The organism is Streptomyces sp. NPDC055099, from assembly GCF_053607685.1.
Window position 1 is genome coordinate 157,673 of sequence record NZ_JBSGUA010000010.1, and the last position, 25,079, is coordinate 182,751.

General features: G+C 71.3%; 26 protein-coding genes. 12 read left to right on the forward strand and 14 right to left on the reverse strand.

Going from position 1 to position 25,079, the window contains the following annotated elements:
• The first annotated feature begins 10 nt into the window (after positions 1-10).
• From ACWFRU_RS24550 to ACWFRU_RS24570, 5 genes are all read left to right on the forward strand, one after another.
• The gene (locus ACWFRU_RS24550) at positions 11-1,891 is read left to right on the forward strand and encodes a hypothetical protein (protein ID WP_453690261.1); all 1,881 of its coding nucleotides are present in this window, start codon (positions 11-13) and stop codon (positions 1,889-1,891) included.
• A gap of 48 nt (positions 1,892-1,939) precedes the next feature.
• Positions 1,940-2,581 carry a class I SAM-dependent methyltransferase gene (locus tag ACWFRU_RS24555; protein ID WP_453690263.1) on the forward strand — a complete coding sequence of 214 codons (642 nt, stop codon included), beginning with the start codon at positions 1,940-1,942 and terminating at the stop codon, positions 2,579-2,581.
• 10 nt (positions 2,582-2,591) lie between these two features.
• The gene (locus ACWFRU_RS24560; RefSeq protein WP_453690265.1) at positions 2,592-3,593 is read left to right on the forward strand and encodes a thymidylate synthase; all 1,002 of its coding nucleotides are present in this window, start codon (positions 2,592-2,594) and stop codon (positions 3,591-3,593) included.
• Entirely contained in the window at positions 3,590-4,111 is a 522-nt protein-coding gene (locus ACWFRU_RS24565; protein WP_453690267.1) for a nucleoside 2-deoxyribosyltransferase, read from the forward strand. The genes ACWFRU_RS24560 and ACWFRU_RS24565 overlap by 4 nt, the downstream gene beginning before the upstream one ends.
• A 174-nt stretch (positions 4,112-4,285) precedes the next feature.
• Positions 4,286-4,657 (forward strand): VOC family protein, encoded by a 372-nt coding sequence (locus tag ACWFRU_RS24570; RefSeq protein ID WP_453690269.1) that lies wholly within the window; start codon positions 4,286-4,288, stop codon positions 4,655-4,657.
• A gap of 6 nt (positions 4,658-4,663) precedes the next feature.
• Here ACWFRU_RS24570 and ACWFRU_RS24575 read toward each other — a convergent pair whose 3' ends face one another.
• The 10 genes from ACWFRU_RS24575 to ACWFRU_RS24620 form a co-directional block, all read right to left on the reverse strand.
• Positions 4,664-5,308: an endonuclease gene (locus tag ACWFRU_RS24575; RefSeq protein WP_453690271.1), complete on the reverse strand. Its 645-nt coding sequence runs from the start codon at positions 5,306-5,308 to the stop codon at positions 4,664-4,666.
• A 16-nt stretch (positions 5,309-5,324) separates the two neighbouring features.
• Complete coding sequence (locus tag ACWFRU_RS24580; RefSeq protein WP_453690273.1) at positions 5,325-5,603, reverse strand: DUF6343 family protein; 279 nt, start codon at positions 5,601-5,603, stop codon at positions 5,325-5,327.
• An 84-nt stretch (positions 5,604-5,687) separates the two neighbouring features.
• Positions 5,688-6,176: a flavin reductase family protein gene (locus ACWFRU_RS24585; RefSeq protein WP_453690275.1), complete on the reverse strand. Its 489-nt coding sequence runs from the start codon at positions 6,174-6,176 to the stop codon at positions 5,688-5,690.
• A gap of 14 nt (positions 6,177-6,190) precedes the next feature.
• A complete protein-coding gene (locus ACWFRU_RS24590; protein ID WP_453690277.1) occupies positions 6,191-7,741 on the reverse strand; it encodes an FAD-dependent oxidoreductase in 1,551 nt (516 codons plus the stop codon).
• A 179-nt stretch (positions 7,742-7,920) separates the two neighbouring features.
• The gene (locus tag ACWFRU_RS24595) at positions 7,921-8,100 is read right to left on the reverse strand and encodes a hypothetical protein (RefSeq protein WP_453690279.1); all 180 of its coding nucleotides are present in this window, start codon (positions 8,098-8,100) and stop codon (positions 7,921-7,923) included.
• A gap of 114 nt (positions 8,101-8,214) precedes the next feature.
• Positions 8,215-10,245: a glycoside hydrolase gene (locus tag ACWFRU_RS24600; RefSeq protein ID WP_453690471.1), complete on the reverse strand. Its 2,031-nt coding sequence runs from the start codon at positions 10,243-10,245 to the stop codon at positions 8,215-8,217.
• Positions 10,246-10,356: 111 nt separating this feature from the next.
• Complete coding sequence (locus ACWFRU_RS24605; protein ID WP_453690281.1) at positions 10,357-12,408, reverse strand: beta-galactosidase; 2,052 nt, start codon at positions 12,406-12,408, stop codon at positions 10,357-10,359.
• A gap of 65 nt (positions 12,409-12,473) precedes the next feature.
• The gene (locus tag ACWFRU_RS24610; protein ID WP_453690283.1) at positions 12,474-13,814 is read right to left on the reverse strand and encodes an ABC transporter substrate-binding protein; all 1,341 of its coding nucleotides are present in this window, start codon (positions 13,812-13,814) and stop codon (positions 12,474-12,476) included.
• Between the two features lie 63 nt (positions 13,815-13,877).
• Positions 13,878-14,846 (reverse strand): carbohydrate ABC transporter permease, encoded by a 969-nt coding sequence (locus tag ACWFRU_RS24615; protein WP_453690285.1) that lies wholly within the window; start codon positions 14,844-14,846, stop codon positions 13,878-13,880.
• 4 nt (positions 14,847-14,850) lie between these two features.
• Positions 14,851-15,777, reverse strand: a complete 927-nt coding sequence (locus ACWFRU_RS24620) for a carbohydrate ABC transporter permease (RefSeq protein ID WP_453690287.1) — start codon at positions 15,775-15,777, stop codon at positions 14,851-14,853.
• 295 nt (positions 15,778-16,072) lie between these two features.
• Between ACWFRU_RS24620 and ACWFRU_RS24625 the strand changes: the two genes are divergently transcribed.
• The 6 genes from ACWFRU_RS24625 to ACWFRU_RS24650 all read left to right on the forward strand — a co-directional run bounded on the left by ACWFRU_RS24625 (position 16,073) and on the right by ACWFRU_RS24650 (position 22,299).
• Positions 16,073-17,074, forward strand: a complete 1,002-nt coding sequence (locus tag ACWFRU_RS24625; RefSeq protein ID WP_453690472.1) for a LacI family DNA-binding transcriptional regulator — start codon at positions 16,073-16,075, stop codon at positions 17,072-17,074.
• Between the two features lie 51 nt (positions 17,075-17,125).
• Positions 17,126-18,661, forward strand: a complete 1,536-nt coding sequence (locus ACWFRU_RS24630) for an SDR family oxidoreductase (RefSeq protein WP_453690289.1) — start codon at positions 17,126-17,128, stop codon at positions 18,659-18,661.
• 73 nt (positions 18,662-18,734) lie between these two features.
• Positions 18,735-19,319 (forward strand): sigma-70 family RNA polymerase sigma factor, encoded by a 585-nt coding sequence (locus tag ACWFRU_RS24635; protein ID WP_453690291.1) that lies wholly within the window; start codon positions 18,735-18,737, stop codon positions 19,317-19,319.
• Complete coding sequence (locus ACWFRU_RS24640; RefSeq protein ID WP_453690293.1) at positions 19,316-20,071, forward strand: anti-sigma factor; 756 nt, start codon at positions 19,316-19,318, stop codon at positions 20,069-20,071. Before ACWFRU_RS24635 ends, ACWFRU_RS24640 begins: the two co-directional genes overlap by 4 nt.
• A 13-nt stretch (positions 20,072-20,084) precedes the next feature.
• Positions 20,085-21,443, forward strand: coding sequence for a cryptochrome/photolyase family protein (locus tag ACWFRU_RS24645; RefSeq protein ID WP_453690295.1), 1,359 nt, complete (start codon positions 20,085-20,087; stop codon positions 21,441-21,443).
• A 217-nt stretch (positions 21,444-21,660) separates the two neighbouring features.
• The gene (locus tag ACWFRU_RS24650) at positions 21,661-22,299 is read left to right on the forward strand and encodes a fasciclin domain-containing protein (RefSeq protein ID WP_453690473.1); all 639 of its coding nucleotides are present in this window, start codon (positions 21,661-21,663) and stop codon (positions 22,297-22,299) included.
• A 93-nt stretch (positions 22,300-22,392) separates the two neighbouring features.
• On the opposite strand, the gene ACWFRU_RS24655 is transcribed toward ACWFRU_RS24650, so the two are convergent.
• A complete protein-coding gene (locus tag ACWFRU_RS24655; RefSeq protein WP_453690297.1) occupies positions 22,393-22,671 on the reverse strand; it encodes a metal-sensitive transcriptional regulator in 279 nt (92 codons plus the stop codon).
• Between the two features lie 85 nt (positions 22,672-22,756).
• Between ACWFRU_RS24655 and ACWFRU_RS24660 the strand changes: the two genes are divergently transcribed.
• Positions 22,757-23,317, forward strand: a complete 561-nt coding sequence (locus tag ACWFRU_RS24660; protein ID WP_453690299.1) for a rhodanese-like domain-containing protein — start codon at positions 22,757-22,759, stop codon at positions 23,315-23,317.
• A gap of 13 nt (positions 23,318-23,330) precedes the next feature.
• Here ACWFRU_RS24660 and ACWFRU_RS24665 read toward each other — a convergent pair whose 3' ends face one another.
• From ACWFRU_RS24665 to ACWFRU_RS24675, 3 genes are read right to left on the reverse strand one after another with little or no spacing between them, the layout of a single operon-like run.
• Entirely contained in the window at positions 23,331-23,870 is a 540-nt protein-coding gene (locus ACWFRU_RS24665; protein WP_453690301.1) for a hypothetical protein, read from the reverse strand.
• 28 nt (positions 23,871-23,898) lie between these two features.
• The gene (locus ACWFRU_RS24670) at positions 23,899-24,861 is read right to left on the reverse strand and encodes a DUF6286 domain-containing Asp23/Gls24 family envelope stress response protein (protein ID WP_453690303.1); all 963 of its coding nucleotides are present in this window, start codon (positions 24,859-24,861) and stop codon (positions 23,899-23,901) included.
• On the reverse strand, positions 24,858-25,043 hold the full coding sequence (locus ACWFRU_RS24675; protein WP_365821589.1) for a hypothetical protein: 186 nt from the start codon (positions 25,041-25,043) through the stop codon (positions 24,858-24,860). Before ACWFRU_RS24675 ends, ACWFRU_RS24670 begins: the two co-directional genes overlap by 4 nt.
• Positions 25,044-25,079: the final 36 nt, after the last annotated feature.

Consider the following 25,079-nt stretch of genomic DNA (forward strand, 5'->3'; position numbering starts at 1 on the left):
GTAACGCTTCATGACATCCGCCGTCTCCCGACAGAGCCACGAGCCGTCGCGACCAGAGCCTGACAGCGCGCTGTTCGGTCCGGTGAAGTACGCCGATCTCGCCACGGCCGTACGGGAGTTCCTCGACGCGCCCGAGCGGACGCCGATCCCCGTCCCGGTCGACGACCGGGACGACCTGGTCCACAGCGTGGCCCTGGCATCGCGCCTCTACTCCGGTGTGCGCCGCCCGGCCCCCCTGGACTTCGGCGTCGTGCTCGGCCCGGCCGAACTGGCCGACGCCGTCGTGGATCTGGCCCGTCCGCTCGCCCGCGAGTGGCTCACCGAGGACGACCTCGCCGGCTTCCACGAGCGGCCCCCGGGCACGCTCCTGCTGGTGGGCACCTACGCCCGGCTCAACCTCGACCCGGTGCGCCCGCTGCTCCTCGCCACCTACCGGGACGCCCGGCGGGGCCTGTCCCTGCTCAGCGGCCGCGACGGGACGTCGGTGGCGTGGAACATCGCCAAGCAGTACGCGCACATCCCCGCGGACCTCGATGCGCTCGGCCTGTTCACGGACACCGACCGGCCGCCGCGGCTCCCCGGGGTCAAGGTCTTCGACGACCGCGACTTCGAACGGCACGACATCCAGTCCGAGATCCTCGGCACCCGGTGGCGCCGCGTCGTCTTCCAGGGCCACGGCAAGGACGACAGCATCAACCTCGGCGAGTTCACCATCTGCGGCCTGAACGAGACCGCGACCGCCGAACCCGGTGTCCTGGCCCCTCGGTGCGCGTACGGACTGCCCTGCTACAAACCCGAGGACAAGCTCGTCCCGCTCAACAAGGTCGAGGCGGCGGAGCTGGTCCTCAGCGCCTGCAACAGCGGCCCGCTCGCCGACCTCGCGCTCTACGACCCCAAGTACCAACTCCTGCTCAACGCCCTCGACAGCCCCGCACGCACGATCGTGTCCGCCGTCTCCGTGCACGACTCCGACCGGCCCGAGAACGTCGCCTGGATGCGCGCCGCCGCCACCGGGGCGGACTCCGTGGACACCCTCAACGCCAGCCTGGCGGGCTCGCATCCCTACCCCGCGTTCATGCGCTTCGGGCTGCCGGGAGAGCCGGACGACACCCCGCCACCGCCGCCGCCCTCCGACCACGCCCCCGACCCGCTGGTCCTCACCGTCGGCCGCCGGCTCTCCGCGCTGCTCACGTCGGAGCTGCTGCCGCACAACCACAGCCTGCGCCCACGCCTCGGCAAACTCGCCCGCAAGGTGGACCTCCTGGTGGCCCGGCCCACCCACCTCGCGGACCAGTCACCCGAGGAGATCCGCTCGTCCCTCTCGGCGGACCTGCAGTCCCTCGACCATGTGATCGCGGGGCAGGTCGCGGAGAACCCCGAGAACGAGCTGATGAACTACCCCGCCCACTTCGGTGACCGCAGTTCCCTGGACCCCGACGTCCACGAGGTGGTCTGCCACTGCGGCCGTCCCGCCCAGGAGTTCGCCCGCCGCGGGCTGCTCCCGCACATCCTCGACACCCTCTGCGTGGTGTGCATGCGCTGCGGTGATGTCACCTTCCGCGTCCCCGACGCGCCTCAACTCCTCGCCTACGCCGCCGACGAGGTGGCACAGGGCGGTGTCCTCGAAGTGCGCGCCTCTCTCACCGCGGCGCGCCCCGGCCCCGTACGGCTCGGTCTGTTCCTGCCGAGCTATCTGCGCGACGACACCACCGTGGAACCGGAGCGGATCAAGGTGCGGGGCTCCGACGACCGCGCCAGGGACGTCGTCTTCACGGTGCGGTTCGCGCCCGACACCGCCCCGCAGGCCTACTACTTCACGGTGTTCGCCGTGCAGGACCTCGCTGTCTCGACCGCCCGGCGACACTTCGGAGTCGTCCCGGGCCATGACTGAAAAAGCGCCCCGACCACCCCAACACCCACACGACGAAGGACGGCTGTCATGGAGAAGACCCCCGCGAAGAGCCCCGGGACGACCCCCGCACCGGACATCCAGCTCATCGACCACGACGGCGAAGTGACCCTGAGCATCGGCGGCGAGCAAGCCATGCAGGCCTGGGAACGCGACCTGATGTGGGCCAGCGCCGACATGCTCTGCCGCCACGGCCAGGACTTCTACGAGGTGGGCCTCGGCCTCGGACTCTCGGCCCTGCGCATCGCCGAGAACCCCGCCACCCGCAGCCACACCGTCCTCGAACTCTTCGGCGAGGTCGAAGACCTCTTCCGCGAGCAGCACCCGCAACTGCCCGGCACGCTCTCCATCGAGCGGGGCAACTTCTTCGAGCGGGTCTTCGACCTGGAGACGGAGAGCATCGACGGCATGTTCTTCGACCCCGCGCTCGACATGGAGGTGTGGAAGGACGAGGAACTGTGGCACAAGGCCATGCCCGAGGTCGTCCGCGCGCTGCGCCCCGGCGGGGTGTTCATCCCCTTCTTCAGCACCAAGCCCGAACTGCGATGGCAGTACGTCAAGCACTTCCGCACCATCCGCGTGGAGCGCCACCCGTACACCGCCTACGACACCACCGAGTACACCTACGGCACCTCGGGTGACGCGTACATCCAGTGCTTCTACAAGGACTGACGGGGGCCACGTGCACAGCACCTATGAAACCGTCGAGGACGCCTACCTGACGGAGTTACGGAGCACCTACCTCGGCGCGCCCTTCCGCAACGCCCCGCGCGGCTTTCCCAGCCGTGAGCGGCTGGGCGCCGGATTCCTGGTCCGCCGCCCCGTCCAGCGGCATGTCGCGCTGCCGGCCCGCAGGTCCAACCTGGTCTTCAACTTCGCCGAGGCCCTCTGGTACCTGTCCGGCTCGGCCGACCTGGAGCTCGTCGCCCACTACGCGCCGAGCATCCGCAAGTACTCGTCCGACGGCGCCACCCTGACCGGGACCGCTTACGGGCCACGGATATTCGACTACCGGGGGACAGGGCTCGACCAGTGGCGCAGCGTCATCGACGTACTGGCGGAGGACCCCGACAGCAAACGCGCGGTCGTGCAGATCTTCCACCCGGGCGAGCTGCGCGAGCCGGGCAACATCGACGTCGCGTGCACCCTCGCCCTGCAGTTCATGCTCCGCGAGGGGAAGCTGCACGCCGTCGGCTACATGCGTGCCAACGACGCCTACCGCGGCATGGTCAGCGACGTCTTCTCCTTCACCTTCCTCCTGGAGATGCTCGCCCGGCAGCTGGGTGTCGAGGTCGGGAGCTACGTCCACCAGGTGGGCTCCCTGCACGTGTACGACAGTGACGCCCCGCTCGTGGAACGCGTCCTGCGGGAGGGCGCGGACCACCCGGACCCGGAGCCGTTCCCCACGATGCCCGCCGGGGACAACTGGCCGCACGTGCGCGACGTGCTGCGGATCGAGGCACAACTGCGCGCCGACCGGCTGCGGCTCGGCCCCGCCGCGCTGCGCGCCCTTGACCTGCCCCGCTACTGGCAGGACGTGACCGGGCTCTTCGAGCTGCACCGTCAACTGACCTTCGAGGGCGGAACGGACCGTGAGCTGCTCGACGAACTCCCGCCCCTGTACCGCCACATGATGCTGTCCCGCTGGCCCCGTACCACTGCCGACCAGGAGGTCTCCGCATGACGATGACACCCGCCCGTGAGCTCGCCGGTGAGCTCGGCGTCGACACCCTGTTCCTCGCCGGACCCTTCCTCCAGCTGCTCGATCCCGCCACCGGTGAGATGCCGTCGGGGACACGGGCGCCCTTCGCCTCCTTGATCGAGCACTTCGAGGGGCACGGGTTCAGCGTCCACAACGCGCACCGCCGCGAGGCGTGGGGCGCGGAACTGATGTCCCCCGACCAGTGCACCCCGCTGGACCAGGAGGAGATCCGCAAGGCCGACGTGTTCGTGGCCTTCCCCGGGCTCCCCGCCTCTCCCGGCACGCACATAGAGATGGGCTGGGCCAGCGCCTTCGACAAACCGATCGTGCTGCTCCTGGAGGAGGGCCGGGAGTACGCGTTCCTCGTCCGCGGGCTGCACGCGGTCGCGACGGTCGAGTACGTCGTCTTCAGCGACCTGGAGTCATCGCTTCCCGCCATCGACGCGGCGGTCCGGCGCGCGGTCGCGCGACAGCGGGAGGCGCGGGACGGCAGCCGCTGAGGCGCGGAGCCCCCGTCGGCCGGCCGACGGGGGCTCCCCGGGCTCCCCGCGTGCGCCGCGTGCCGCCGTGCCGCCCGCCGTCGTGAGAGGCACCGGGAAAGCGGTGGGTTTACGGTGAAACGGCGGGGAACCCGATTCCCCTCTGCACGTCGAGACGCGGGAGGCGAACCGTCCATGGCGATCGCGACCTACCAGCTCGTTGCGCTGGACTGCCCCGAGCCCGAACCGTTGGCCCGCTTCTACCAAGCGGTGCTCGGCGGCGAGATCCGGCAGTACGACGAGGACTGGTACGACCTGTACGCCACGGGCGGCGCCCGGATCTCCTTCCAGCGCGCGCCGGACCACCGACCGCCCAAGTGGCCGCAGGCGGAGACGGATTCGCAGCAGCTGCACCTCGACTTCACCGTCTCCGACATGGACAAGGCGCACGACGAGGTGCTCGCGGTCGGTGCGACGCCGCTCGACGTCGACGACCAGGGCGGTGAGCGGGGCTGGCGGGTCTACGCCGACCCGGCCGGCCACCCCTTCTGCCTCTGCCAGGACTGAACGGCCTCAGGCGGCGTCGCGGGCGGACTGCGCGAGCTTGCGGTCGAGGGCGGCACGGACGAGTGCCGCCGCGGTCACCCCCGGCTTCTCGTCGCCCGCGAGCCGCACGAGCGCCGCGGTGTCCTTGGGCAGGCCCAGGCGCTCGGCTCCTTGCAGCACCTTGGCGTCGAAGCGGGGCGCGTACTCGGTCCACACGTCCTGTACCTCGCGCAGGAAGATGTCCGCGCCGGTGGGCCCGAGGCCCGGCACCGCACGAAGCAGGCGTTGCAGGTCCGCCGCGTCGCCGTCGGCCTTCTCCCGCAGTCGGCGCAGGTCACCGCCCCATTCGTCGAGCACCAGGCGGGCGCCGTCGCCGAGCTGGGTCGCGGTCCGTTCGTCGTAGCGACGGTAGCCGCCGCGGCCCAGGGCGTCGACCCGCTGCTGCCAGGTGGCGTCGGCCATCCGGCGCGGACCGCGCATCCCCGCCTCGTACAGCGCACGCGTGCTCGCCACCGCGACGGACGCCCGGATCCGGGCGCTGAGCAGGCACGACAGGACGAGCGTGCGATAGAGCGGCTGGGGGGTGTCGGCCAACTTGATGCCCGCCTCCGCCGCGTACGTCTGTCCGGACGTCCTGAGCAATTCCCGCATCACAGCCTTTTGGCCGGCCATGTCTCCCCTTCCTGGTTCAGTGCTGTGGGCCGTCGTGGTCCCGGTGGCGGTGGTGCAGGGCCGTAAGGGCGGCCAGGGCCAGCAGAGCCAGGATCGCGAAGAGGAGCGCGAGGCCCGCCAGGGCCCAGGGGCTGGGCGGCTCGCCGCTGAGGGAACGCGTCGCCCACACCCCGAAGAGCACGGCGAGGGCCAGGAAGAGCGGTGTGTAGAGGTAGGTGAGCAGATGGCGCAGGCGATGGGCCCGGTGTGTCTCCGGGTATGGGTGGCCGCGACGGCCGGGATGTTCGCCTTTCATGGCCGCCTCCAGCAGCGCGGGGCGCGGGCTGCCGTCGGTACTTGACAAACTCCAGGATAGTCCTGCCCGAGCGCGATCCCGGCGTCATGCGGGATGGCCGGGGGAGAGGTCGGAGACGTCGCTCAGGCGCAGCAGCTTCTCGTGCGGCGGCGGGCCCGCGCCCGCCTCCACCGGAGTGAGATGAAAGCCCACGTGATCTCCCCAGTCGGCGTGCCGCTCGATCTTGCCGACGTACCAGGCGCAGGAGTCCGTGAGCACGGGCGTCCCGCCCGCGCGCGGCTCCCACCGCACCCGGGCGAACTTGTCGACGCGCTTGCCGCACTCGCCGCCGAAGATCTGCGCAAGGTGATGCTGATCGCGCCTGAGGAGGTGCACGCCGAGGAACTCCGCGTCGCGGGCCACCTCGTACGTGTGGTTGGCCCGGGACAGCCACACCACGAAGCGAGGCGGTTCCAGCGCGCACTGCGAGGCGAAGCCGACCAGACAGCCGGCCGGTGCGCCGTCGGCGCCCGCCGTCGTCACCACGTACATCGGGTAGTCGAGCCGGTCGGTGAATCCGTCCACAGCCACCAAAGCGACCACCTCTCCTAGGCCGGGGAGTCCGGGGTCTCGCGCGGCTCCAGGGGACGGGTGGCGGGGCCGTGCAGGACCGAGCCGTCCGTCGCGAAGCGCGAGCCGTGGCAGGGGCACTCCCAGGCGCACTCCGCGTCGTTGAACTGCACCAGGCAGCCCAGATGGGTGCACCGGGCGGAGACCGCGGTGGTGTTCCCGTCCTCGTCGCGGTAGACCGCGCACCGCTTGCCCTTCACGCGTACGACGGCGCCGCTGCCCGGCGGGATGTCGGTCAGCGAGTCGACGTGGCTGGTGTGCAGCCGGTCGCCGACGAAGTGCTTGGCCGCGGACGCCTGATAGGAGGCGAGCTGCCCGGCGTCGCGCATCGGGGGCAGCCGCCGCGGGTCGTACAGGTCGGTCCAGGCCGGTCGGGGTCCGCCCGCGATGTGGGCGGTGAGCAGGCGGCCCGCCATCACGCCGTTGCTCATGCCCCAGCCGCCGAAGCCGGTGGCGACGAAGACGTGCTGGGTGCCGGGGTGGGCGTGGCCGACGTACGGCAGTTGGTCGGCGGAGTCGTTGTCCTGCGCCGCCCAACGGTAGGCCTCGCCCTTCTCGGCGAAGTGCGGCAGGTGCTCGCGCGCCCAGGCCTCCAGCCGGTCGAAGCGTTCGCTGACGCCGCCCGCGCCCGGCTCGAAGGACTCTCCGGTGACGATGAGCAGCCGGCGCCCGTCGTCGTAGGGGGCGCTGCGCAGCGAACGGGTCCCGCCCTCCGGCGTGATGTACATGCCCTGGGGGGCCGCGTCCGACGGCACGGGTGCCGCGATCACCAGCTCCCGGTGGGGCTTGATCCGGGTGAAGAGCAGGGTGCGGTCGAAGATCGGGTAGTGCGTGGCGATGACCGCGTCGCGTGCGTCGATCGTGATCCCGGACTCCGTGGTGAGCCGGCAGCGGGCGCCGTCGTGCAGCGCGGTGACGCGGGCCCGCTCGAAGATGCGGCCCCCGGCGCGGGTGATGTTCTCGGCCAGGCCGAGCAGGAACTTCCTGGGGTGGAACTGCAGTTGGCCGTCCACGCGTACCGCGCCCGCGACCTCGAAGGGCAGCTCGGTCTCGGTGACGAAGGAGGCGTCGAGTCCGGCCCGGCGCGCCGCGTCGGCTTCCTGCCGCAGCTCGTCGACGCGTGCGGGGTCCTGTGCGTAGGTGAAGGCGGGGGCGCGTTCCAGCTCGGCGTCGATGTCCAGTTCGGCGCAGAGGGCCGCGGTCCGCTCCACCGCCTCCTGCTGCGAGAGCGCGTACAGCCGGGCGTCGTCGGCGCCGTGCTTCGATTCGAGACCGGCGTAGATGAGGCCGTGCGCGGCGGTCAGCTTGGCCGTGGTGTAGCCGCTTACGCCCGCGGCGATCCGGTCGGCCTCCAGGACGACGACGTCGAGACCGGCGCGAACCAGGTCCCAGGCGGTGCAGAGCCCGGCGATGCCTCCGCCGATGACCGCGACGTCAGCCGACAGGTCCGCCTCGGGGGCCGGATATCCGGTGGTGGGCGTGGTCGTGATCCAGTACGACTCGTCGACTGTCCGGTGCTGCGTGGTCATGTCTTCTCCTGGGGGACCGGTGGGGCGCCACGGCGAGGCCGCGGTACGTGGTCGTCACGACGCGGACGAGTACCCCCGGCGCGGGATCTCAGTGGTCCGACATTCCGCGTCGCACATACTGCCGAGGGGCGCACCCAAGCGCTTGGGTGCGCCCCTCGGGGCCGTGCGCGGTCCGTGCGTCAGACCAGGTCGTCGTCCATGTCCGGACGACGCCGGGCGCGCTCGTCGCCCTGCTCACGCTCCTGCTGGCGGTGCTGGCCCGGCTGCGCGGGGTCCTGGTCGCGACGGCCCCGCTGCGGGGGCTCCTGCCGGGCGGGGGCCTGACGGGACGGGTCGGCGGACCGCTTTTGCTTGCCCATGAGTTCACTCCTGGTGAGGGCGGATTGGTCTTTTCCAGCGTGACACGCCCGGTAACCCTTCGCATATCGAACGGTCGCAGAGTGTGATAACGCCAGGTGGGCCCGGTTCCTAGGTCAGGTCACATCGGTCACCCGCCAGCGCTGGTTGGCGCCGGAGTTCGGTGTCCACGTCGTGACGGCCGCTCCGTCGTGCGTGGCCTGGCCGCCGACCTCAAGAAGCCTGCCCGTGGCGGCGTTGACCAGGGTCCATGTGCCGTCACCGGTCGTGGACATGACCCACTGGGCGGCCCTGCCGCGGGGACCGGTGTCGGCCTCGGCCACCGGGACACCGTCACGGACGGCCAGCCGCTTGCCTTCGGCGGGGCTGGTGAAGACGTACCGCCGCTGATTGCCGGTGTCGCCGCTGATCTGCCGCAGCCGCCAGCGCCGGTCCGCCGTGTCCGCGGCCGACGCGATGACGAGGCCGGTGCCGTCGTCGGCGACCGTGAGTTCCTTGCCGCTCTGGACGCCGGTCAGCTCGTACGTGTGGTTCTTCCGCAGCAGGGCGGCGTCCTTCGCGACTCCGGAGACCCCCTTGACGAGGAAGGACGTCACCGACTGCGCGGGCACCTCGAAGGTGGCCTGCTTGCCGCGGACGTCGACGGCGTCGTGCCGTTCGAGCTTGCCCTCGGCGCTGGTCACCACGGGAGTGACGGTGGCTCTGCCGCTCACGTGGCCGAACTTGGAGAGGTCGACGGTGACCGACCGCGCGGCGGTCGAGCCGTTGACGTGGACGACTGTCGCCCCGTCGCCCTCGCGGGTCACGGCGGTGGCGCTCGACGTGTCGCCGACCTTGACCAGCCGGTCGCCGGGCCTGATGAAGTGGGTGAAGTTGCGGGCCGTGTCGAACTTGGTGTTCGTCCGGACCGGGCAGGTCTCCAGGGTGTCCTCGGAGGTACAGCTGAACGGCAGCTGGATGCTGCCCCAGTTGCCGCCCTTGGCGGATTCGCCGCCGGGCTTCATGTTGTCGTAGTCCTCGACCGGCTGCCAGAACACCCAGGCCTTCGGCTCCAGTTCGCGCAGGTCGTCGACGATCCGCTGGGCCATGCCGAGGCCCGGCCGCATGTCGTCGAAGTCCTGCCCGTCGCCCCAGTCGCCCTCGACCTCGCTCATCCACAGCGGTTCGTCCTCGGCCTTGGCCAGGTCGCGCACGCTGGTGCGGCCGTCCGTGCCGTAGGTGTGGACGTTCATCTGGCCGACGGCGTCCCTGACCTCGCGCGGGTAGGAGTTCCAGTTCCGCGTGAAGATGGTGGGGTTGGTCTCGTCCATCGCGGCGATCTCCGTGCCGCTCCGGGCCTTCTTGAGCGCCGGGCCGAGAGCGCTGATCACCTTCTGCTGGAGCTCGGGGCCGATGTGGGCCCCCTCCTGACGGCCGCCCACGGGCTCGCCGTCCGCTCCCAGGCGGGTCCCCCAGTAGTCGGTGTTGGGTTCGTTGAACGGGTCGAGCGTGTCGACCTTGATGCCGTGCGCCTTCTCGAGACGCTGGGTCGCGCCCACCAGGTAGGAGGCGAAGTCGTCGACCGACTCGGTCTTGAGCTGGTCCTCGCTCGCGTCGAAACCACCTGAGACGTAACCGCTCTTGGTCATGAACCAGGGCGGCGAATTGCTGAACGTCTCCCAGTGGTCGACGTCGTCCTTGATCCGGTCGACCCACCAGCGCTGGGTGGCGTCGGCCTTGGGGTTCCAGTCGGCCGGGTCCGTGGCGCTCCACCAGACGGGGTCCTCGCGGGTGGTGCCCGCCGGTGCCTTCCACCAGCCCTCGACCGCGCCCCCGGGGCGCAGATAGTCCTTGACGTCGGGGGCGTTGCCGCCGCCGATGTTGTAGCGGGCGATGTTGAGGCCGAGCCCGTCGTCACCGAAGAGCAGCTCCGCCAGTTTCTCGCGTATCTCCTTCGGATAGCCGCCGGTGGCGTTCGCGAACCAGACCAGGCTCGTGCCCCAGCCCTCGAACTTCTCGTGCTGATAGGAGGGGTCGGGCCGGACGGTGACGGCCGCGGAGGCCGCCGCGGCCGGCTGCGACGGGACGGTGAGCAGGGCCGCCCCGGTGGCCAGAGCGGTGGTGCCGACGACGCCGATGAGCCGCCTCGTACGGGTTCTCGTGCGGATGGAGGGTGCCAACGTGTGCTCCCAACGCGGGTGCGCTTGGGGGCGTGCCGTGCCGCGTCAGAGCAGGACGGCACGCCCCGTGGACGGGGTGGCGCTGAACAGGAGGGGGTGTCAGGGGGCGGGCTGTCGCAGGACGGCGACTTCCCTGGGCGGCAGGACGAGACCGCCCTCGGGGGCATCGGGGGTGGCGCCGACGAGGATCTCGCCGGTCAGGCCGGGCAGCGGCACGGTCTCGTCGGTCCGGTTGACCAGGAACAGGTAGCGGCTTGCGGCGTCACGCCGCACGGCCAGCTCGACGCGTCCGCGTGCGGGCGCGGGCAGTTCGCTCTCGACACCGGCCGGGGCGAGGAGCTCCGGCAGCAGGACGGTGAGGCCGTCCGCGCCGAGCCGGGTGGAGACGTACGCCGCCGAACCGCGGCCCGCGGCACGGCGGGTGACGGCGGGACGCTCGGCGTAGGCGCCGCTGCGGTAGCGGGCGAGCACCTGGACCCCAGGGTCCGTGACGGTGATCCGGTCGGTCCACACCGTGCCCGTGGTGGCGTTGTCCAGCGTGACCGTGTCGTCGGCGAGCAGCGGCCCGAACTCCTCGACCCGGATGCCGAGCAGCTCGCGCAGCGCCCCCGGATAGCCGCCGAGCCAGATGTGGTCGTTCTCGTCGACGATGCCGGAGAAGTAGGTCGTGACCAGATGGCCGCCGCCCTCGGCAAAGCGCGTGAGCTCCTTGGCGAGCGACTCGGGAACCACATGAAGGACGGGCGCGATCAGGACGTCGTACGAGGTGATGTCGGCGCGGGTGGTGACGACGTCGGCGCGGACGCCGAGGGCCAGGAGCGCGGAGTACCAGTCGAGCGCCTCCTGGTGGTAGTCGAGACGGGAGGTGGGGTGGGAGTCCTGCTCGCTGGCCCACCACGAGTCCCAGTCGAAGAGGACGGCCACGCGTGCCGGTTCGCGCACCGCCCCCGCGACGGGCGTCAGCGCCCTCAGGGTCCGCCCCAGGGCGGTCACCGCACGGAACACCTCGCTGTCGGCGCCGGCGTGCGGCACCATCGCCGAGTGGTACTTCTCGGCACCGGCCGCGGACTGGCGCCACTGGAAGAAGCACACCGCGTCGGCGCCGTGCGCCACGTGCAGCAGGGAGTCGCGGGCCAGGTCGCCCTGGCGCTTGGCGAGGTTGACGGGCTGCCAGTTGACGGCACTGGTGGAGTGCTCCATGAGGAACCACGGGCGGTGGCCCGCCACGGAGCTGGTGAGGTTGGCGGAGAAGGACAGCTCGTCACGGGCCTGCGGCCCCGGCACGACGTAGTGGTCGTTCGAGACGAAGTCGATCTCGCCGGCCCAGTCGGCGTAGTCCATGCCCTTGGTGCCGCCCATCACCATGAAGTTCGTGGTGACGGGCACCTCCGGCGTGAGCTCGCGCAGCACGTCACGCTCGGCGCGCAGATACTCCTTGAGTGCGTCCGACGAGAAGCGCTTGAAGTCCAGCTGCTGGGTGGGATTGGGATGCGATGCCGCGAGCCGCGGCGGCAGGATCTGCTCCCAGTCGCTGTAGCGCTGAGCCCAAAAGGACGTGCCCCAGGCGTGGTTGAGTCCGTCGAGGGTGGTGTAGCGGGTGCGCAGCCAGTCGCGAAAGGCGCGGGCCGCGTCGTCGGAGTAGTCGTAGATGTTGTGGCAGCCCAGTTCGTTGGAGACGTGCCAGGCCGCGAGCGCCGGATGGCCGGCGTAACGCAGCGCCATCTCGCGCACCAGGCGCAGCGCGTGCTCCCGGAAGACGGGGGAGGTCGGCCGCCAGTGCTGCCGCGCTCCCGGCCACACCGTCTCACCGGAGGCGGTCACCGGGAGGATCTCCGGGTGCGCCGCGGTGAGCCAGGGCGGCGGGGACGCGGTGGCGGTGGCCAGGTCGACCCCGATGCCGCCCGTGTGCAGCAGGTCCATGACCTCGTCGAGCCACGCGAAGTCCCAGGTGTCCGCGTCCGGCTGGATGCGGGCCCAGGAGAAGATCCCCACGGAGACGATGTTGACGCCGGCCTCGCGCATCAGCCGGACGTCCTCCTCCCAGACCGCGCGCGGCCACTGCTCGGGGTTGTAGTCGGCGCCGTACGCGAGCCGGGGGGAGGTGTCACCGTCCGGTCCGCGCAGCAGCCGGGACGGGAGGGTGGGGGGCATGGTGGTCCTTCCGGTGTGGTGCTCGGGATGTGCGGGGGCGGCCCGTGAGGTAGGGCGGGGAGGCGTCACTTCTGGATGCTGAATCCCTGCTCGGAGCCGTACTTGACGGAGGCGTCCTGCCAGGACTTCAGGCCCTTGGACAGGGGGGTGCCGGAGACGTAGGCCTTGCCCGCGGTGTCGTTGAAGATCGAGTTCGCGTACACCTGGTAGGGCAGGTAGCTCCAGTCGTCGGCGACGTTCGCCGCGGACTCGGCGAACACCTTGTTGGCCTTCTGGCCGCCGAAGTAGGGGAACTCAGTGTTCTGGAACGCCTTGGACTCCAGGTCCTTGGTGGTGGCGGGGAAGGCGCCTTCCTCGATGCGGGTCTGCACGCCCTTGCCGGAGTTGGCGTACTCGACGAAGGCGTAGGCGAGTTCCTTGTTCTTGCCGAGTTCGGGCAGGGCGAGGGAACTGCCGCCGTTCTCGGCGCTCGCCCGGTTGCCCGCGGTCCACTGGGGCAGCGGAGCCGCGCGCCAGTCGCCGGACGCCTCCTTCACGCCCGAGGCGAAGTTGGCGGGCATCCAGGCGCCGGTGGGCAGGGTCGCGACGGTGCCGTCACCGAAGGACTTGTACCACTCGTCGGTCCAGGGGTTGATCGGTGCGAGCAGCTTCTCGTCGATGAGCCTCTGCCAGGTCTCGGTGTAGGCGCGGGCGCCCTTGTCGGAGAAGTCGATGCCCACCTTGGTGCCGTCGACCTGGTAGGGACGCGAACCGGCCTGCCACAGCAGGCTCGTGGTCAGGCCCGCGTCTCCCGTGTCGCTGGTGATGTACGCCTTCGGGTCGGCCTTGTGCAGCTTACGGGCCGCCTGGAGGTACTCGTCCCAGGTCGTCGGCACCTTGATCTTGTGCTTGTCGAAGACCTTCTTGTTGTAGAAGAGGGCCATGGGGCCGGAGTCCATCGGCAGGGCGTAGACGCCGTCGCCGGACTTCACCGCGTTCCAGGGGCCCGGCGAGTAGGACTTGGCGAGCTTGTCCGCGCCGAAGGGGGTCAGGTCGGTGATGTCCTTGGTCAGGGCGTACTGACCCAGCGCGTAATACTCGACCTGCGCGACGTCGGGGACGCCCTTCTTCGCCGAGATGGCGTTCTGCAGGGCCGTGTACTGGTCCTTGTTGGTGCCCGCGTTCACCAGCTCGACGTCCACGGCAGGGTGTTCCTTCTCGAAGTCGGCGACGACCTTCTTCAGGGTGGGCTCCCACGCCCACACCTTGACCTTGCCGCCCTTCTTCAGGGCCGCCTCGATGTCCGCCGACGAGACCTGCTTCTGGTCGGACGCGTCGTCGTCGGAGCCGCCGCAGGCGGTCGCCCCCAGGGTGAGGGCGCAGACGAGACCTATGCCGCGCAGCAGGCGGCGGGTGTTCTGGGGCATGGCGATGCTTCCACTTCTTCGTGGTTCGGCAGGGGCGGTATGAGATCAACTGGCGTGCGGGTGTTACTCCTTGACGCTTCCGGCGGCGAGTCCGGACTGCCAGTACTTCTGGAGCAGCAGGAACGCGGCGATCAGCGGCAGGACGGTGATCAGCGAACCGGTGATCACGAGATGGAAGACGGGGTCGCCGCCCGCTGTCGCGGCCTGGGCGTTCCAGCTGTCGAGGCCCAGGGTCAGCGGGTACCAGTCCGGGTCCTTGAGCATGATCAGCGGCAGGAAGTAGTTGTTCCAGGTCGCGACCATCGTGAACAGCAGGACGGTCACGGTGCCGGGTGCGAGCAGCGGCAGGGCGACCTGGAAGAAGGTGCGCAGCTCGCTCGCCCCGTCGATGCGGGCGGCCTCCATCAGCTCGGTGGGAATGGCCTCGGTGGCGAACACCCACATCAGATAGAGGCCGAAGGGCGAGATGAGCGAGGGGATCAGGACGGCCCAGGGGGTGTCGGTCAGGCCCATCTTGCTGAACATCAGGAAGGTGGGCACCGCAAGCGCTGTGCCCGGTACGGCGACGGCGCCGATGACGACGGCGAAGACGGCGCGTTTGCCGGGGAAGTCGAACTTCGCGAGGGCGTAGCCGCCCAGGACCGCGAGGAAGGTGGCGCCCCCGGCGCCGACCACGACGTACAGCAGGGTGTTCAGGAACCAGCGGGTGAAGACGCCGTCGTCGTACGTGAACGTCGAGCTGATGTTGTCCCACAGGGCGAAGTCCCCGCCGAACCACAGGCCGAACGAACCGGCGAGCCCCTCCTGGGTCTTGGTCGCGCTGATGACCAGCCACAGCAGTGGTATCAGGCTGTAGAGCAGGACCAGACCGGTGAGCACGGTGAGCAGGACGCTGCGCCGGGGCCGGCCCGCGGTGTGCCGCCGGGAGGCGCGGACGCGTGGTGTCCGCAGCCGGGGTGCGGCCCTTGGGGTGCGGGCGGGTGCGGAGGCGGTCGGGGGAGCGGTGGTGACGGGGCTGCTCGGTCCGGTCATCGGGTCACGCTCCCTTGCGCATGCCGCGCAGTTGGACGACGTAGGCGATGACCATGGTGATCAGGCCCATCACGATGGCGACCGTCGCGGAGTAGTTCTGCTGCCGGCCCGAGAAGGACAGCGAGTACGTGTAGAGGTTGGGGGTGTAGTCGGTGGTGATGGCGTTGGGCGCGAGGTTCTGCAGGATGCTCGGCTCGTTGAACAGCTGGAAGCTGCCGATGATCGAGAAGATCGTCGCGATGATCAGGGCGCCGCGGATCGCGGGCAGCTTGACGGCCGTGATCACGCGGAGCTGACCGGCACCGTCGATCTCCGCGGCCTCGTACAGGGAGTGCGGGATGACGCGGAGCGCGGAGTAGAAGATCAGCATGTTGTAGCCCACGAACTCCCAGGTGACGATGTTGCCGATCGACGCGAGGACCAGGTCGGGCGAGAGCGGCTCGGGCAGCGAGACGCCGAGGGCGTCGTTGATGTCACCCACGAGCCCGAAGCGGGTGCCGTACATGAAGCCCCACATCAGCGAGGCCACCACGGCGGGCACGGCATAGGGCAGGAAGACCGAGATCCGGAAGAAGTCCTTGCCGTAGAGGCGTCCGCTGTCCAGGGCGAGGGCCACCAGCAGGGCGATGCCCAGCATGATCGGGACCTGCACCGCGAGGAACAGCGACACCCGGCCCAGGGACGCCCAGAACTGGCTGTCGGTCAGGGCCTGTTGGTAGTTGTCGAGGCCCACGAACGTGGTGCCGCCGATGAGTTGGTCGCGAAAGAGGCTCAGGTAGACCGAGTAGGCGAGGGGAGCGAGGAAGACCAGGGCGAACACCGCCACGAAGGGGCCGATGAACCCCCAGCCCGTCCAGGAACGGCGGTTCCCCGGTGACGGGGGCCGGGCCGGACGCCGCTCGGCGGCCCGCTGCGGGTGAAGCGTCGTCATGTCGTTCCTCGCTCGTCCATCTCACTCGTCCGTCTCGGAGCAGGCGTCACGTGGCGCGATGTTTGCGTAAACATCGCGCTGCGCACAGGGCGGGAGCCAGCCAGTGCCGGGTGTTATGTTTACGTAAACATTCGGTGGCGGAATGTCTACACTGCCCCGATGGCGACGGTCAAGAGTCGTCGGGAAGACCGGGACACACGCGGCGAGGGAGACAGTGACAGCACCACGGAACACTTCGGCGAACGGCACCCCGAACAGGCGGGAGCGGGCCGCGCGCCGCGGGCAGAGCGCGTCCATGGCCGACGTGGCCCGGCTCGCCGGCGTCTCCTCGCAGACCGTCTCCCGCGTCTCCAACGGGTTCCCGGGCGTCAACGAAGAGACCCGGCAGCAGGTCCTCGCCGCCATGAAGGAACTCGGCTACCGGCCCAACAGCGCCGCCCGCGCCCTCAAACGCGGCGAGTTCCGCACCATCGGCCTGATCACCTTCACCCTCTCCACCACCGGCAACGTACGCACCATCGACGCGATCGCCACCTCCGCCGCACAGGAGGGGTACGCCGTCACCCTGCTCCCCGTCGCCGTCCCCACCCAGGACGAGGTGCGCGGCGCCTTCTCCCGGCTCGGGGAACTCGCCGTCGACGCCGTCATCGTCATCATGGAGAAGCACCTCCTCGACGCGGCGGCCCTCTCCCTGCCGCCCCACGTCCAGGTCGTCGTGGCCGACTCGGACGCCGGGGACCGCTACACCGTGGTCGACACCGACCAGGCGGGCGGCACCCGCGACGCCGTACGGCACCTGCTCGACCTCGGCCACCGGACGGTCTGGCACCTCGCCGGGCCCGAGGACTCCTACGCCGCGCAACGCCGCGCCGACGCCTGGCACACGACTCTCGAAGCGGCCGGACGCGCCGTGCCGCCCCTCGTGCGCGGCGACTGGTCGGCCGAGTCGGGCTACCGGGCAGGTCTCGGGATCGCCGACCACGAGGACTGCACGGCGGTGTTCGCGGCCAACGACCAGATGGCACTCGGCCTGCTGCGTGCCCTGCACGAGCGCGGCCGCAGGGTTCCGCAGGACGTCAGCGTCATCGGCTTCGACGACATCCCCGAGTCCGGTTCCTTCCAGCCTCCTCTGACGACCGTCCACCAGGACTTCGCCGAAGTCGGGCGCCGCTGCGTCGAGGGAGTCCTGCGCCAGATGCGGCAGAGCGCCCCGGAGCGCGGCACCACCCTGGTGCCCACGCGGCTCGTCCTGCGCGAGAGCACCGCACGGCCGCCCGCGCGGACGCCTTCCCGCTGAATCCGGGGGAAGGTGGGGAGGCGAGGACATCGTTCGAGGCCGGAGGCTCCCATGAACGGCGGCGGCAGTGGCGGCAGCGGCGAGGGTGCGCAGGGGCTGCGCTGCCTGGTGACCGGGGCGACCGGATACATCGGCGGGCGGCTGGTTCCCGAACTGCTCGACGCGGGGCACCAGGTGCGGTGCATGGCCCGCTCGCCCGGGAAGCTGCGCGACTACCCCTGGGCCGGGCGGGCCGAGGTGGTGCGGGGCGATGCCTCCGACGCCGAGTCGGTCGGCGACGCCATGCGGGACATCGACGTCGCGTACTACCTCATCCACGCGCTCGGCACCGGCTCCGGCTTCGAGGAGACGGACCGCACAGCGGCCCGGATCTTCGCCGAGCAGGCCCGTGCCGCGGGCGTACGGCGCATCGTCTACCTGGGCGGTCTGACCCCCGAGGGCATCCCGGAGAAGGACCTCTCCCCGCATCTGCGCTCACGGGCCGAAGTGGGCCGCATCCTCATGGAGTCCGGCGTGCCGGCCACCGTGCTCCGCGCCGCCGTGATCATCGGCTCCGGCTCCGCGTCCTTCGAGATGCTGCGCTACCTCACCGAGCGCCTGCCGGTCATGGTCACCCCGAGCTGGGTGCGCACCAGAATCCAGCCCATCGCCGTGCGCGACGTCCTGCGCTACCTCGTGGGCAGCGCCACCATGCCCGACGACGTGAGCCGCACCTTCGACATCGGCGGCCCCGACGTCGTCACCTACCGCGACATGATGGCCAGGTACGCGGCCGTGGCGAAGCTGCCGCACCGCCTCATCCTGCCGGTGCCCATGCTCTCCCCGGGCCTCTCCAGCCACTGGGTCGGCCTGATCACCCCCGTACCGGCCTCGATCGCCCGGCCGCTCGCGGAGTCCCTGCGGCATGAGGTCATCTGCCACGAACACGACATCGCCCGGTACGTGCCCGACGCCCCCGGCGTCCCGATGAGCTTCGACAGGGCGCTCTCCCTGGCCCTTGAACGCGTGAAGGACGCGCAGGTCAGCACCCGCTGGTCGTCCGCGTCGGTGCCCGGCGCCCCCAGCGACCCGCTGCCCACCGACCCCGACTGGGCGGGCGGCAGCCTCTACTCCGACTGCCGGGAACGGACCGTCGACGCCTCGCCGCAGGCCCTGTGGAGCGTCGTGGAAGGCGTGGGGGGCGACAACGGCTGGTACTCCTTCCCGCTCGCCTGGGCGGTGCGCGGCTGGCTCGACCGGCTCGTCGGCGGGGTCGGGCTGAGACGGGGCCGCCGCGACGCCCAGCGGCTGCGGGTGGGCGACTCGCTGGACTTCTGGCGCGTCGAGGAGATCGAACCGGGACGGCTGCTGCGGCTGCGGGCCGAGATGCGGCTGCCCGGCCTCGCCTGGCTGGAGATGCGCGCGGACGAGGACGACAAGGGCCGTACCCGCTACCGGCAGCGGGCGCTCTTCCACCCGCACGGCCTCCTCGGCCACGCTTACTGGTGGAGCGTCTCGCCGTTCCACTCGCTCGTCTTCGGCGGCATGGCCCGCAACATCACACGTACGGCCGAACAGCGCACCGCCAAAATCTCCCGGAAATCGTGACCCACGGGCAATCCGGCGGCGCAACGGCTCCGAATCACCTCTGAAGGCGACCAGCGTCCAGGAGGATCACCGGGTGAACGAAGTGGTGCACATCAGCGGGGCCCCCTCCGCGGGCCCCGATCTGGCGGAACTGCTCGGCAGGGTGGCGCGCGGCGACCAACACGCCTTCGCCTCGCTGTACGACGCGGTCTGCTCTCCCGTCCTCGGGCTCGTGCGCACGGTGCTGCGCGACCCGGCCCAGTCCGAAGAGGTCACCCAGGAAGTGCTGGTGGAGGTGTGGCGGACGGCCGCCCGCTACCGGCAGGAGCGGGGGAGTGTCATGAACTGGGTCCTGACGATGGCGCACCGCAGGGCGGTGGACCGCGTGCGGTCCGTCCAGGCCTCGGCCGAGCGCGAGCACAAGGCGGCGCTGCTCGAACGCACCCCGGCCTTCGACGAGGTGAGCGAGCAGGTGGAGACGCGCCTGGAGCGTGAGCAGGTGCGCCGCTGTCTGCGCACCCTGACCGAACTGCAGCGGCAGTCGGTGACGCTGGCCTACTACCGGGGCCTGACCTACCGGGAGGTCGGCGAGCTGCTCTCCGTGCCCCTGGGGACGGTCAAGACGCGGCTGCGCGACGGTCTCATCCGGCTGCGCGACTGCCTGGGGGTGAGCGCGTGAGCGCCGCCGACCTGCACACGCTGACGGGCGCGTACGTCCTGCACGCCCTCTCCGACGAGGAGCGCGCGGAGTTCGAGCGGCACCTGGAGGTGTGCGAGGCCTGCGCCCAGGAGGTGCGTGAACTGGCCGCCACGGCGGGGCGTCTCGCCCGCGCCGTCTCGGTCGCCCCGCCCCCGGACATGAGGGCCGAGGTGCTGCGGCGCATCGCCACCGTCCGCCAGCAGCCGCCGCACACGCCCACCCCCGGAAAGCCCACCGGTGGCACGGGCACCGGCCGGCGCCTGTCCCGCTTCGCCCTCGCCGCGTGCCTGGCCGCCGCCGCGGGGTTCGGTGGCATCGCCGTATGGCAGTACGAGCGGGCCGACGAGGCGGGGCAACGCGAGCAGGAGGCCAGGCGCCAGACCGAGCAGCTCGCCCAGGTGCTCGCGGCGCCGGACGCCAAGGCCTCGACCAAACAGCTCTCCGACGGCGCGACCGGCACGCTCGTGGTGGCCAAGAGCCGCAACCAGGCCGCCTTCGTGGCGGGCGGCATGCCCGAGCCGCCGTCGGGCAAGGTCTACCAACTCTGGTTCAACGACGACGGATCGATGCGTTCGGCCGGCCTGATGAATCCGGGCCGCAGCACCGAGGCGGTGCTCCTGGACGGCCCGGTGGACCAGGCGTCCGGCATCGGCATCACCGTCGAACCGGCGGGCGGCTCCGAGGAGCCGACGACCGACCCGGTCGCCCTGATGAACTTCCCCACGGCATGAGGAGCCGCAGAAAGTGACTGTATCCATCGTCCTGTTCACCTCCGACCTGCGCCTGCACGACCATCCGCCGCTGCGGGCGGCACTGGACGAAGCGGACCGGATCGTCCCGCTGTTCGTGTACGACGAGGGGGTGCGGGCCACGGGCTTCGCCGTGCCGAACCGGCGAGCCTTTCTCGCCGACTGCCTGGAGGACCTCGACGCGGGGCTCCGCAAGCGCGGTGGCCGCCTCGTGATCCGCAGCGGTGATGTCGTCGACCAGGTCCGCGGGGTGGTGAAGGAGACCGGGGCGCAGCGGCTGCATGTCTCGGGAGGCGTGAGCCGTTACGCGACGCGGCGCGAGGAGCGGCTGCGCACCGCGCTGGACGACAGCGGCTGCGAACTGGTCGTGCACGACGCGGTCATCACGGCTGTCGCTCCGGGGGAGGTGCTCCCGACGGGCAAGGACCACTACGCGGTGTTCACCCCGTACTTCCGGCGCTGGACCTCGGAAGGGGTCAGGGACGTCCTGGCCGCCCCGCGCAAGGTGCGGGTCGCCGACGTGGAGTCGGACCCGGTGCTGCCGAGAGCGGAGATCACCGGCGTCTCGCCGGGGCTCGGCGCCGGCGGCGAGGCCGCCGGGCGCCGGCTGCTGCGGTCCTGGCTGACGGGCGGCGTCGAGGGGTACGAGGACGGTCAGGACGATGTCGCCGGTGACGCGACGTCGCGGCTCTCGCCCCACCTCCACTTCGGCACCCTGTCGGCGGCCGAGGTCATCCACGGGGCGCACCGCGAGGGCTCGTCGGGGGCGCAGGCGTTCGTCCGGCAGCTGGCCTGGCGGGACTTTCACCACCAGGTCCTCGCGGCGCGCCCGGACGCGGCGGGCAAGGACTACCGCCCGCACGGCGACCGGTGGCGCACCAACGAGAAGGAGATCAACGCCTGGATCGAGGGGCGCACCGGCTATCCCTTCGTGGACGCGGCGATGCGGCAGCTGCGTCATGAGGGCTGGATGCACAACCGGGGGCGTCTGGTGGTGGCCAGCTTCCTCACCAAGACCCTCTACGTCGACTGGCGGGTGGGCGCCAGGCACTTCCTGAGCCTCTTGGTGGACGGCGACGTCGCCAACAACCAGATGAACTGGCAGTGGGCGGCGGGCACCGGCACCGACACGCGCCCCAACCGGGTCCTCAACCCCGTCATCCAGGGCAAGCGCTTCGACCCGGGCGGCGGTTACGTACGCCGCTGGGTGCCCGAACTCGCGGAGGTCCCCGACCGGTACGTCCACGAGCCGTGGAAGCTCCCGGACCGCGACCGGGCGGATCTCGACTACCCCGGACCGGTCGTCGAACTGGCCGAGGCCCGCGCCCGCTTCGAGCAGGCCCGAGACGTCTGACGGCCCCAGGGGCAGGGGGCAACCGGAGGGGCGTGCGCGCCCGAACGGGTGAATGCGGATCTGTGACCAATCCCCGGCCCGCTCGGTGACGAATTCCCTGTGTGAGCGAAGAACGGACGACGTGGGGGCGGCGCGCGGGGGCGGTGGCGCCCGATCCCTGACGTCGCCCGCTCCCGGCTACCCCCGCATGCCATGACGCAAGGAGAAGACCATGTCCATGTACTCCACCCGAATCCGCCGTGCCGCGGTCGCCGTCGCCGCCGCGGCGGTGCTGCCGATCGCCCTGACGGCCTGCTCGGACAGCGGCGACAAGGACACCAAGGCCGCGGACTCCACGCCCAGCGCGCAGGAGACCACGTCGGACGACGCCATGAAGGCGAACGAGCCGTTCGGACCTGCCTGTTCCTCGGTTCCCGAGAGCGGCGCGGGCTCCTTCGACGGGATGGCGAAGGACCCGGTCGCCACCGCGGCGTCGAACAACCCCGAGCTGTCCACCCTGGTCACGGCTGTCAAGAAGGCCGGGCTCGTGGACACCCTGAACAACGCCAAGAACATCACGGTGTTCGCGCCGACCAACGACGCGTTCGCCAAGATCCCCAAGGCCGACCTGGACAAGGTGCTCAACGACAAGGCCCAGTTGACCAAGATCCTCACCTACCACGTGGTGGGCGAGAAGCTGACGCCGCAGCAGCTGGAGAACGGCTCCTTCGAGACCCTGGAGAAGAGCAAGCTCACCACCGCCGGCTCCGGCACGGAGTACAAGGTCAACGACACGTCGAACGTCGTCTGCGGCAACGTCCCGACGGCCAACGCCACGGTCTACATCGTCGACACGGTCCTGATGCCGAAGAGCTGACGCGGACCGCTGCCCCGATACGCCTTCGCCGCCCCTGCCCCGGGGCGGCGAAGGCTTCGGGCGTTCAGGGCCAGGGAGCTCCGGCCAGGAATCTCACGCCAGCGAGAGGAAGAGCTTCTCCAGGCGGGCCCGCATCTCGTCGCGGTCGGCGGGGGACTGCCCGCCCTCGGCCATGCAGTGCTGGAGTCCTGTCGCGATGATCGCGAACCCCGCCCGGTCAAGGGCGCGGGAGACCGCGGCCAACTGCGTGATCACGTCCTCGCAGTCCCTGCCGTCCTCGATCATCTTGATGATGCCGGTGATCTGTCCCTGCGCCCTGCGCAGCCGGTTCAGCACGGATCTCAGCTCGTCGGCCGCCATCTCTAGCCGCACGCTGCCACCCTCCATTAATAATACCCCTGGGGGTATTGTAGCCTGCGAGGGTGAGAGCCTTGGCTCAACGAAAGGACAGCCCCACATGACTCCCCCCACCGATCTGGCGCCCGCCCAGGCGGCCGCCCGCCTGGACCGCTACACCGTCATCGACGTGCGCACCCCGGGCGAGTTCGCCTCCGGTCACCTTCCCGGAGCCCACAACATCCCCGTCGACCACCTGCACATGGCGCTGCCCGAGCTCAAGGCCGCCGCCGCCCGCGGCGAGCTCCTGATGGTCTGCGCCTCCGGGAACCGCTCCGCCTCCGCCTGCGACGAGCTGGCCGCCGCCGACATTCCCGCCGCCACCCTCGCCGGGGGCACCACGGCCTGGGCCGCGGAGGGGCACCCCCTGCACCCCTCCCAGGGGGCGCCGACGGCCTGGTCGATGGAGCGCCAGGTGCGGCTCGCCGCCGGGTCCCTGGTGGTGCTCGGCCTCGCCGCGGGCACCCGGTTCAAGCCCGCGCGCTGGCTGGCCGCGGGCGTCGGCGCCGGCCTGGTCTTCTCCGCCGTCACCGACACCTGCGGCATGGCCGCCGTCCTCGCCAGGCTTCCGCACAACCGCCCTCGCGCCGCGGACCTGCGCACCACGCTGGAAGCCCTGTAGCCCACCGGTCCGCTCAGTGGATGCGGCGCGCCCGGTGCGCCCGGGTCGTCAGGCGTACGTCGGCCTCCAGGACGCGGGGTGCCGCCGCCGCCCGTGCCTCGGCGACGGCGCCCCCGGCCAGCTCGCGCAGCACCGCGTCCGGGGAGCCGTCGGGGTCCAGGACCAGCGTGATGCGGGCGCGCAGCCGCCGGGGCCGCCCGAGCAGCCGTACGCGGGCGCGGGCCACGCCGTCGACGGCCCGGGCGCGGTCGGCCATGACGGAGGCCAGCGCCTTGGCCGAGAGAGTGACGCCCGGTTGCCCCAGCGGCAGTTCGCGCGGGCGGCCGGTGCGGAGCTGGGCCACGGCCCAGCCGAGGAACAGGACGGCGCCGACCGTGAGGGCGGCGATCACGACCGGCGTCCACCAGCCGTGATCGCGCCAGCGGCCGAGCGTCTCCTCGTCCAGCCACACCCGGTCCGCGCCGACACGGGGCACTTCCGACGGCAGCCGCTCACGGACGGGAGCCGCAGCGGACGCCAGTACGGCCCCCGCGAGCAGGAGAACTGCCGCCACGCAGAACAGGGTTGAGCGATTCGTACTGCTACGGAGTCGGCTCATCGGGAGCGCCCCTCTCCGCCTCGTCGGGCCCGCCCTCGGTATTCGCCGGGGCGCGCCAGGCGGGTTCCGTGCTCAGCCGCACGCGCAGCCGCAGCGGCCGGGCGAGTCCGAACCCGGCGACCGCCGCCTCGGCGGCCTCGGTCACCGCTCGCCGTGCGCCCTCCAAGTCGCCGAACCCGAGCCCGGCACGCACCCGTGCCGTGCGGCGGCCGACCCTCACCCGGACCCGGCCGACGCCCGGAACGTCGGTCACGGCATCCCGCAGGAGCACCGCGACCGTCCGGCGGTCCAGGACGGCGCGCACCCCCCTCAGCGGCGGCCGCATCGCCAGGACACCGCGCCTGCCCGGTGTGAGGGCGAGGACCAGCAGCCACACACCGAGCGCGAACACACCGATCGCCGCGAGGACACCGGTGGCCGCGGCACTGTCCGGGCCATGCGTGGAGAGCCACTCCAGCGCGTCGGTCCGCCACCGCGCGGGAGGGTTCCCGGCGGCGTGCACCGACACCACGTCGTACAGCAGCACCCCACAGAGCGCGGCGGCCAGCAGCGCCAACACCCCCACGGGCAGACGGCGTTGGGACCACGGCCGGTGTGCGCGCACCTCGGCGGCCTCGACCGGCGGCGCGAACTGCCCGGCGGACAGCTCGCGCCGCGCAAGGCCCCGAACGCGGATGCGCGCCGAGGACACGGTCAGGCCGGTGAGCCGGGCGGTGCGCTCGGCGACGTGCGCGCGCACGCTCTCGCCCGACTCGTCGAGCACCGCGGGGTAGGGCAGGGTCACGGTGACGTCGACCCGGGCGCGACGGCCGCGTACGGCCGCCGAACCCTTGCGGACCTCGACCGCGCCGGATGCCGGCGCCTCCGTCGCGGCGCGCTCCGCGATGCGGCGCACCGCGCGGTCCGCGACGGTCGTCGTGCCGCGCTGTGCCGCGGGCGTGGTCATCGGCGCTCCCGGTCACGCCCGCCGATGAAGGCGCGTAGATCCGTGCCGTCGTCGACGAGACGCCCCAGGACGAAGCCGACCGCGCCGAGCGCGGCGACCAGGAGGAACGCGCCGAAGCCGCCGAACCACCCGGCGAATCCCAGGGCCATGCCCGCCATCAGGCCGACCAGAGCTGTGCTCACCACTCACCTCACACCGCAGAAGGGGACGTCCTGGAC

Bases quoted from the DNA above. Each gene is read 5' to 3' on its own strand.
- ACWFRU_RS24550 (WP_453690261.1), top strand. From the start codon at position 11: ATGACATCCGCCGTCTCCCGACAGAGCCACGAGCCGTCGCGACCAGAG.
- ACWFRU_RS24555 (WP_453690263.1), top strand. From the start codon at position 1,940: ATGGAGAAGACCCCCGCGAAGAGCCCCGGGACGACCCCCGCACCGGAC.
- ACWFRU_RS24565 (WP_453690267.1), top strand. From the start codon at position 3,590: ATGACGATGACACCCGCCCGTGAGCTCGCCGGTGAGCTCGGCGTCGAC.
- ACWFRU_RS24570 (WP_453690269.1), top strand. From the start codon at position 4,286: ATGGCGATCGCGACCTACCAGCTCGTTGCGCTGGACTGCCCCGAGCCC.
- ACWFRU_RS24575 (WP_453690271.1), bottom strand. From the start codon at position 5,308: ATGGCCGGCCAAAAGGCTGTGATGCGGGAATTGCTCAGGACGTCCGGA.
- ACWFRU_RS24580 (WP_453690273.1), bottom strand. From the start codon at position 5,603: ATGAAAGGCGAACATCCCGGCCGTCGCGGCCACCCATACCCGGAGACA.
- ACWFRU_RS24590 (WP_453690277.1), bottom strand. From the start codon at position 7,741: ATGACCACGCAGCACCGGACAGTCGACGAGTCGTACTGGATCACGACC.
- ACWFRU_RS24595 (WP_453690279.1), bottom strand. From the start codon at position 8,100: ATGGGCAAGCAAAAGCGGTCCGCCGACCCGTCCCGTCAGGCCCCCGCC.
- ACWFRU_RS24605 (WP_453690281.1), bottom strand. From the start codon at position 12,408: ATGCCCCCCACCCTCCCGTCCCGGCTGCTGCGCGGACCGGACGGTGAC.
- ACWFRU_RS24610 (WP_453690283.1), bottom strand. From the start codon at position 13,814: ATGCCCCAGAACACCCGCCGCCTGCTGCGCGGCATAGGTCTCGTCTGC.
- ACWFRU_RS24615 (WP_453690285.1), bottom strand. From the start codon at position 14,846: ATGACCGGACCGAGCAGCCCCGTCACCACCGCTCCCCCGACCGCCTCC.
- ACWFRU_RS24620 (WP_453690287.1), bottom strand. From the start codon at position 15,777: ATGACGACGCTTCACCCGCAGCGGGCCGCCGAGCGGCGTCCGGCCCGG.
- ACWFRU_RS24625 (WP_453690472.1), top strand. From the start codon at position 16,073: ATGGCCGACGTGGCCCGGCTCGCCGGCGTCTCCTCGCAGACCGTCTCC.
- ACWFRU_RS24630 (WP_453690289.1), top strand. From the start codon at position 17,126: ATGAACGGCGGCGGCAGTGGCGGCAGCGGCGAGGGTGCGCAGGGGCTG.
- ACWFRU_RS24650 (WP_453690473.1), top strand. From the start codon at position 21,661: ATGTACTCCACCCGAATCCGCCGTGCCGCGGTCGCCGTCGCCGCCGCG.
- ACWFRU_RS24660 (WP_453690299.1), top strand. From the start codon at position 22,757: ATGACTCCCCCCACCGATCTGGCGCCCGCCCAGGCGGCCGCCCGCCTG.
- ACWFRU_RS24670 (WP_453690303.1), bottom strand. From the start codon at position 24,861: ATGACCACGCCCGCGGCACAGCGCGGCACGACGACCGTCGCGGACCGC.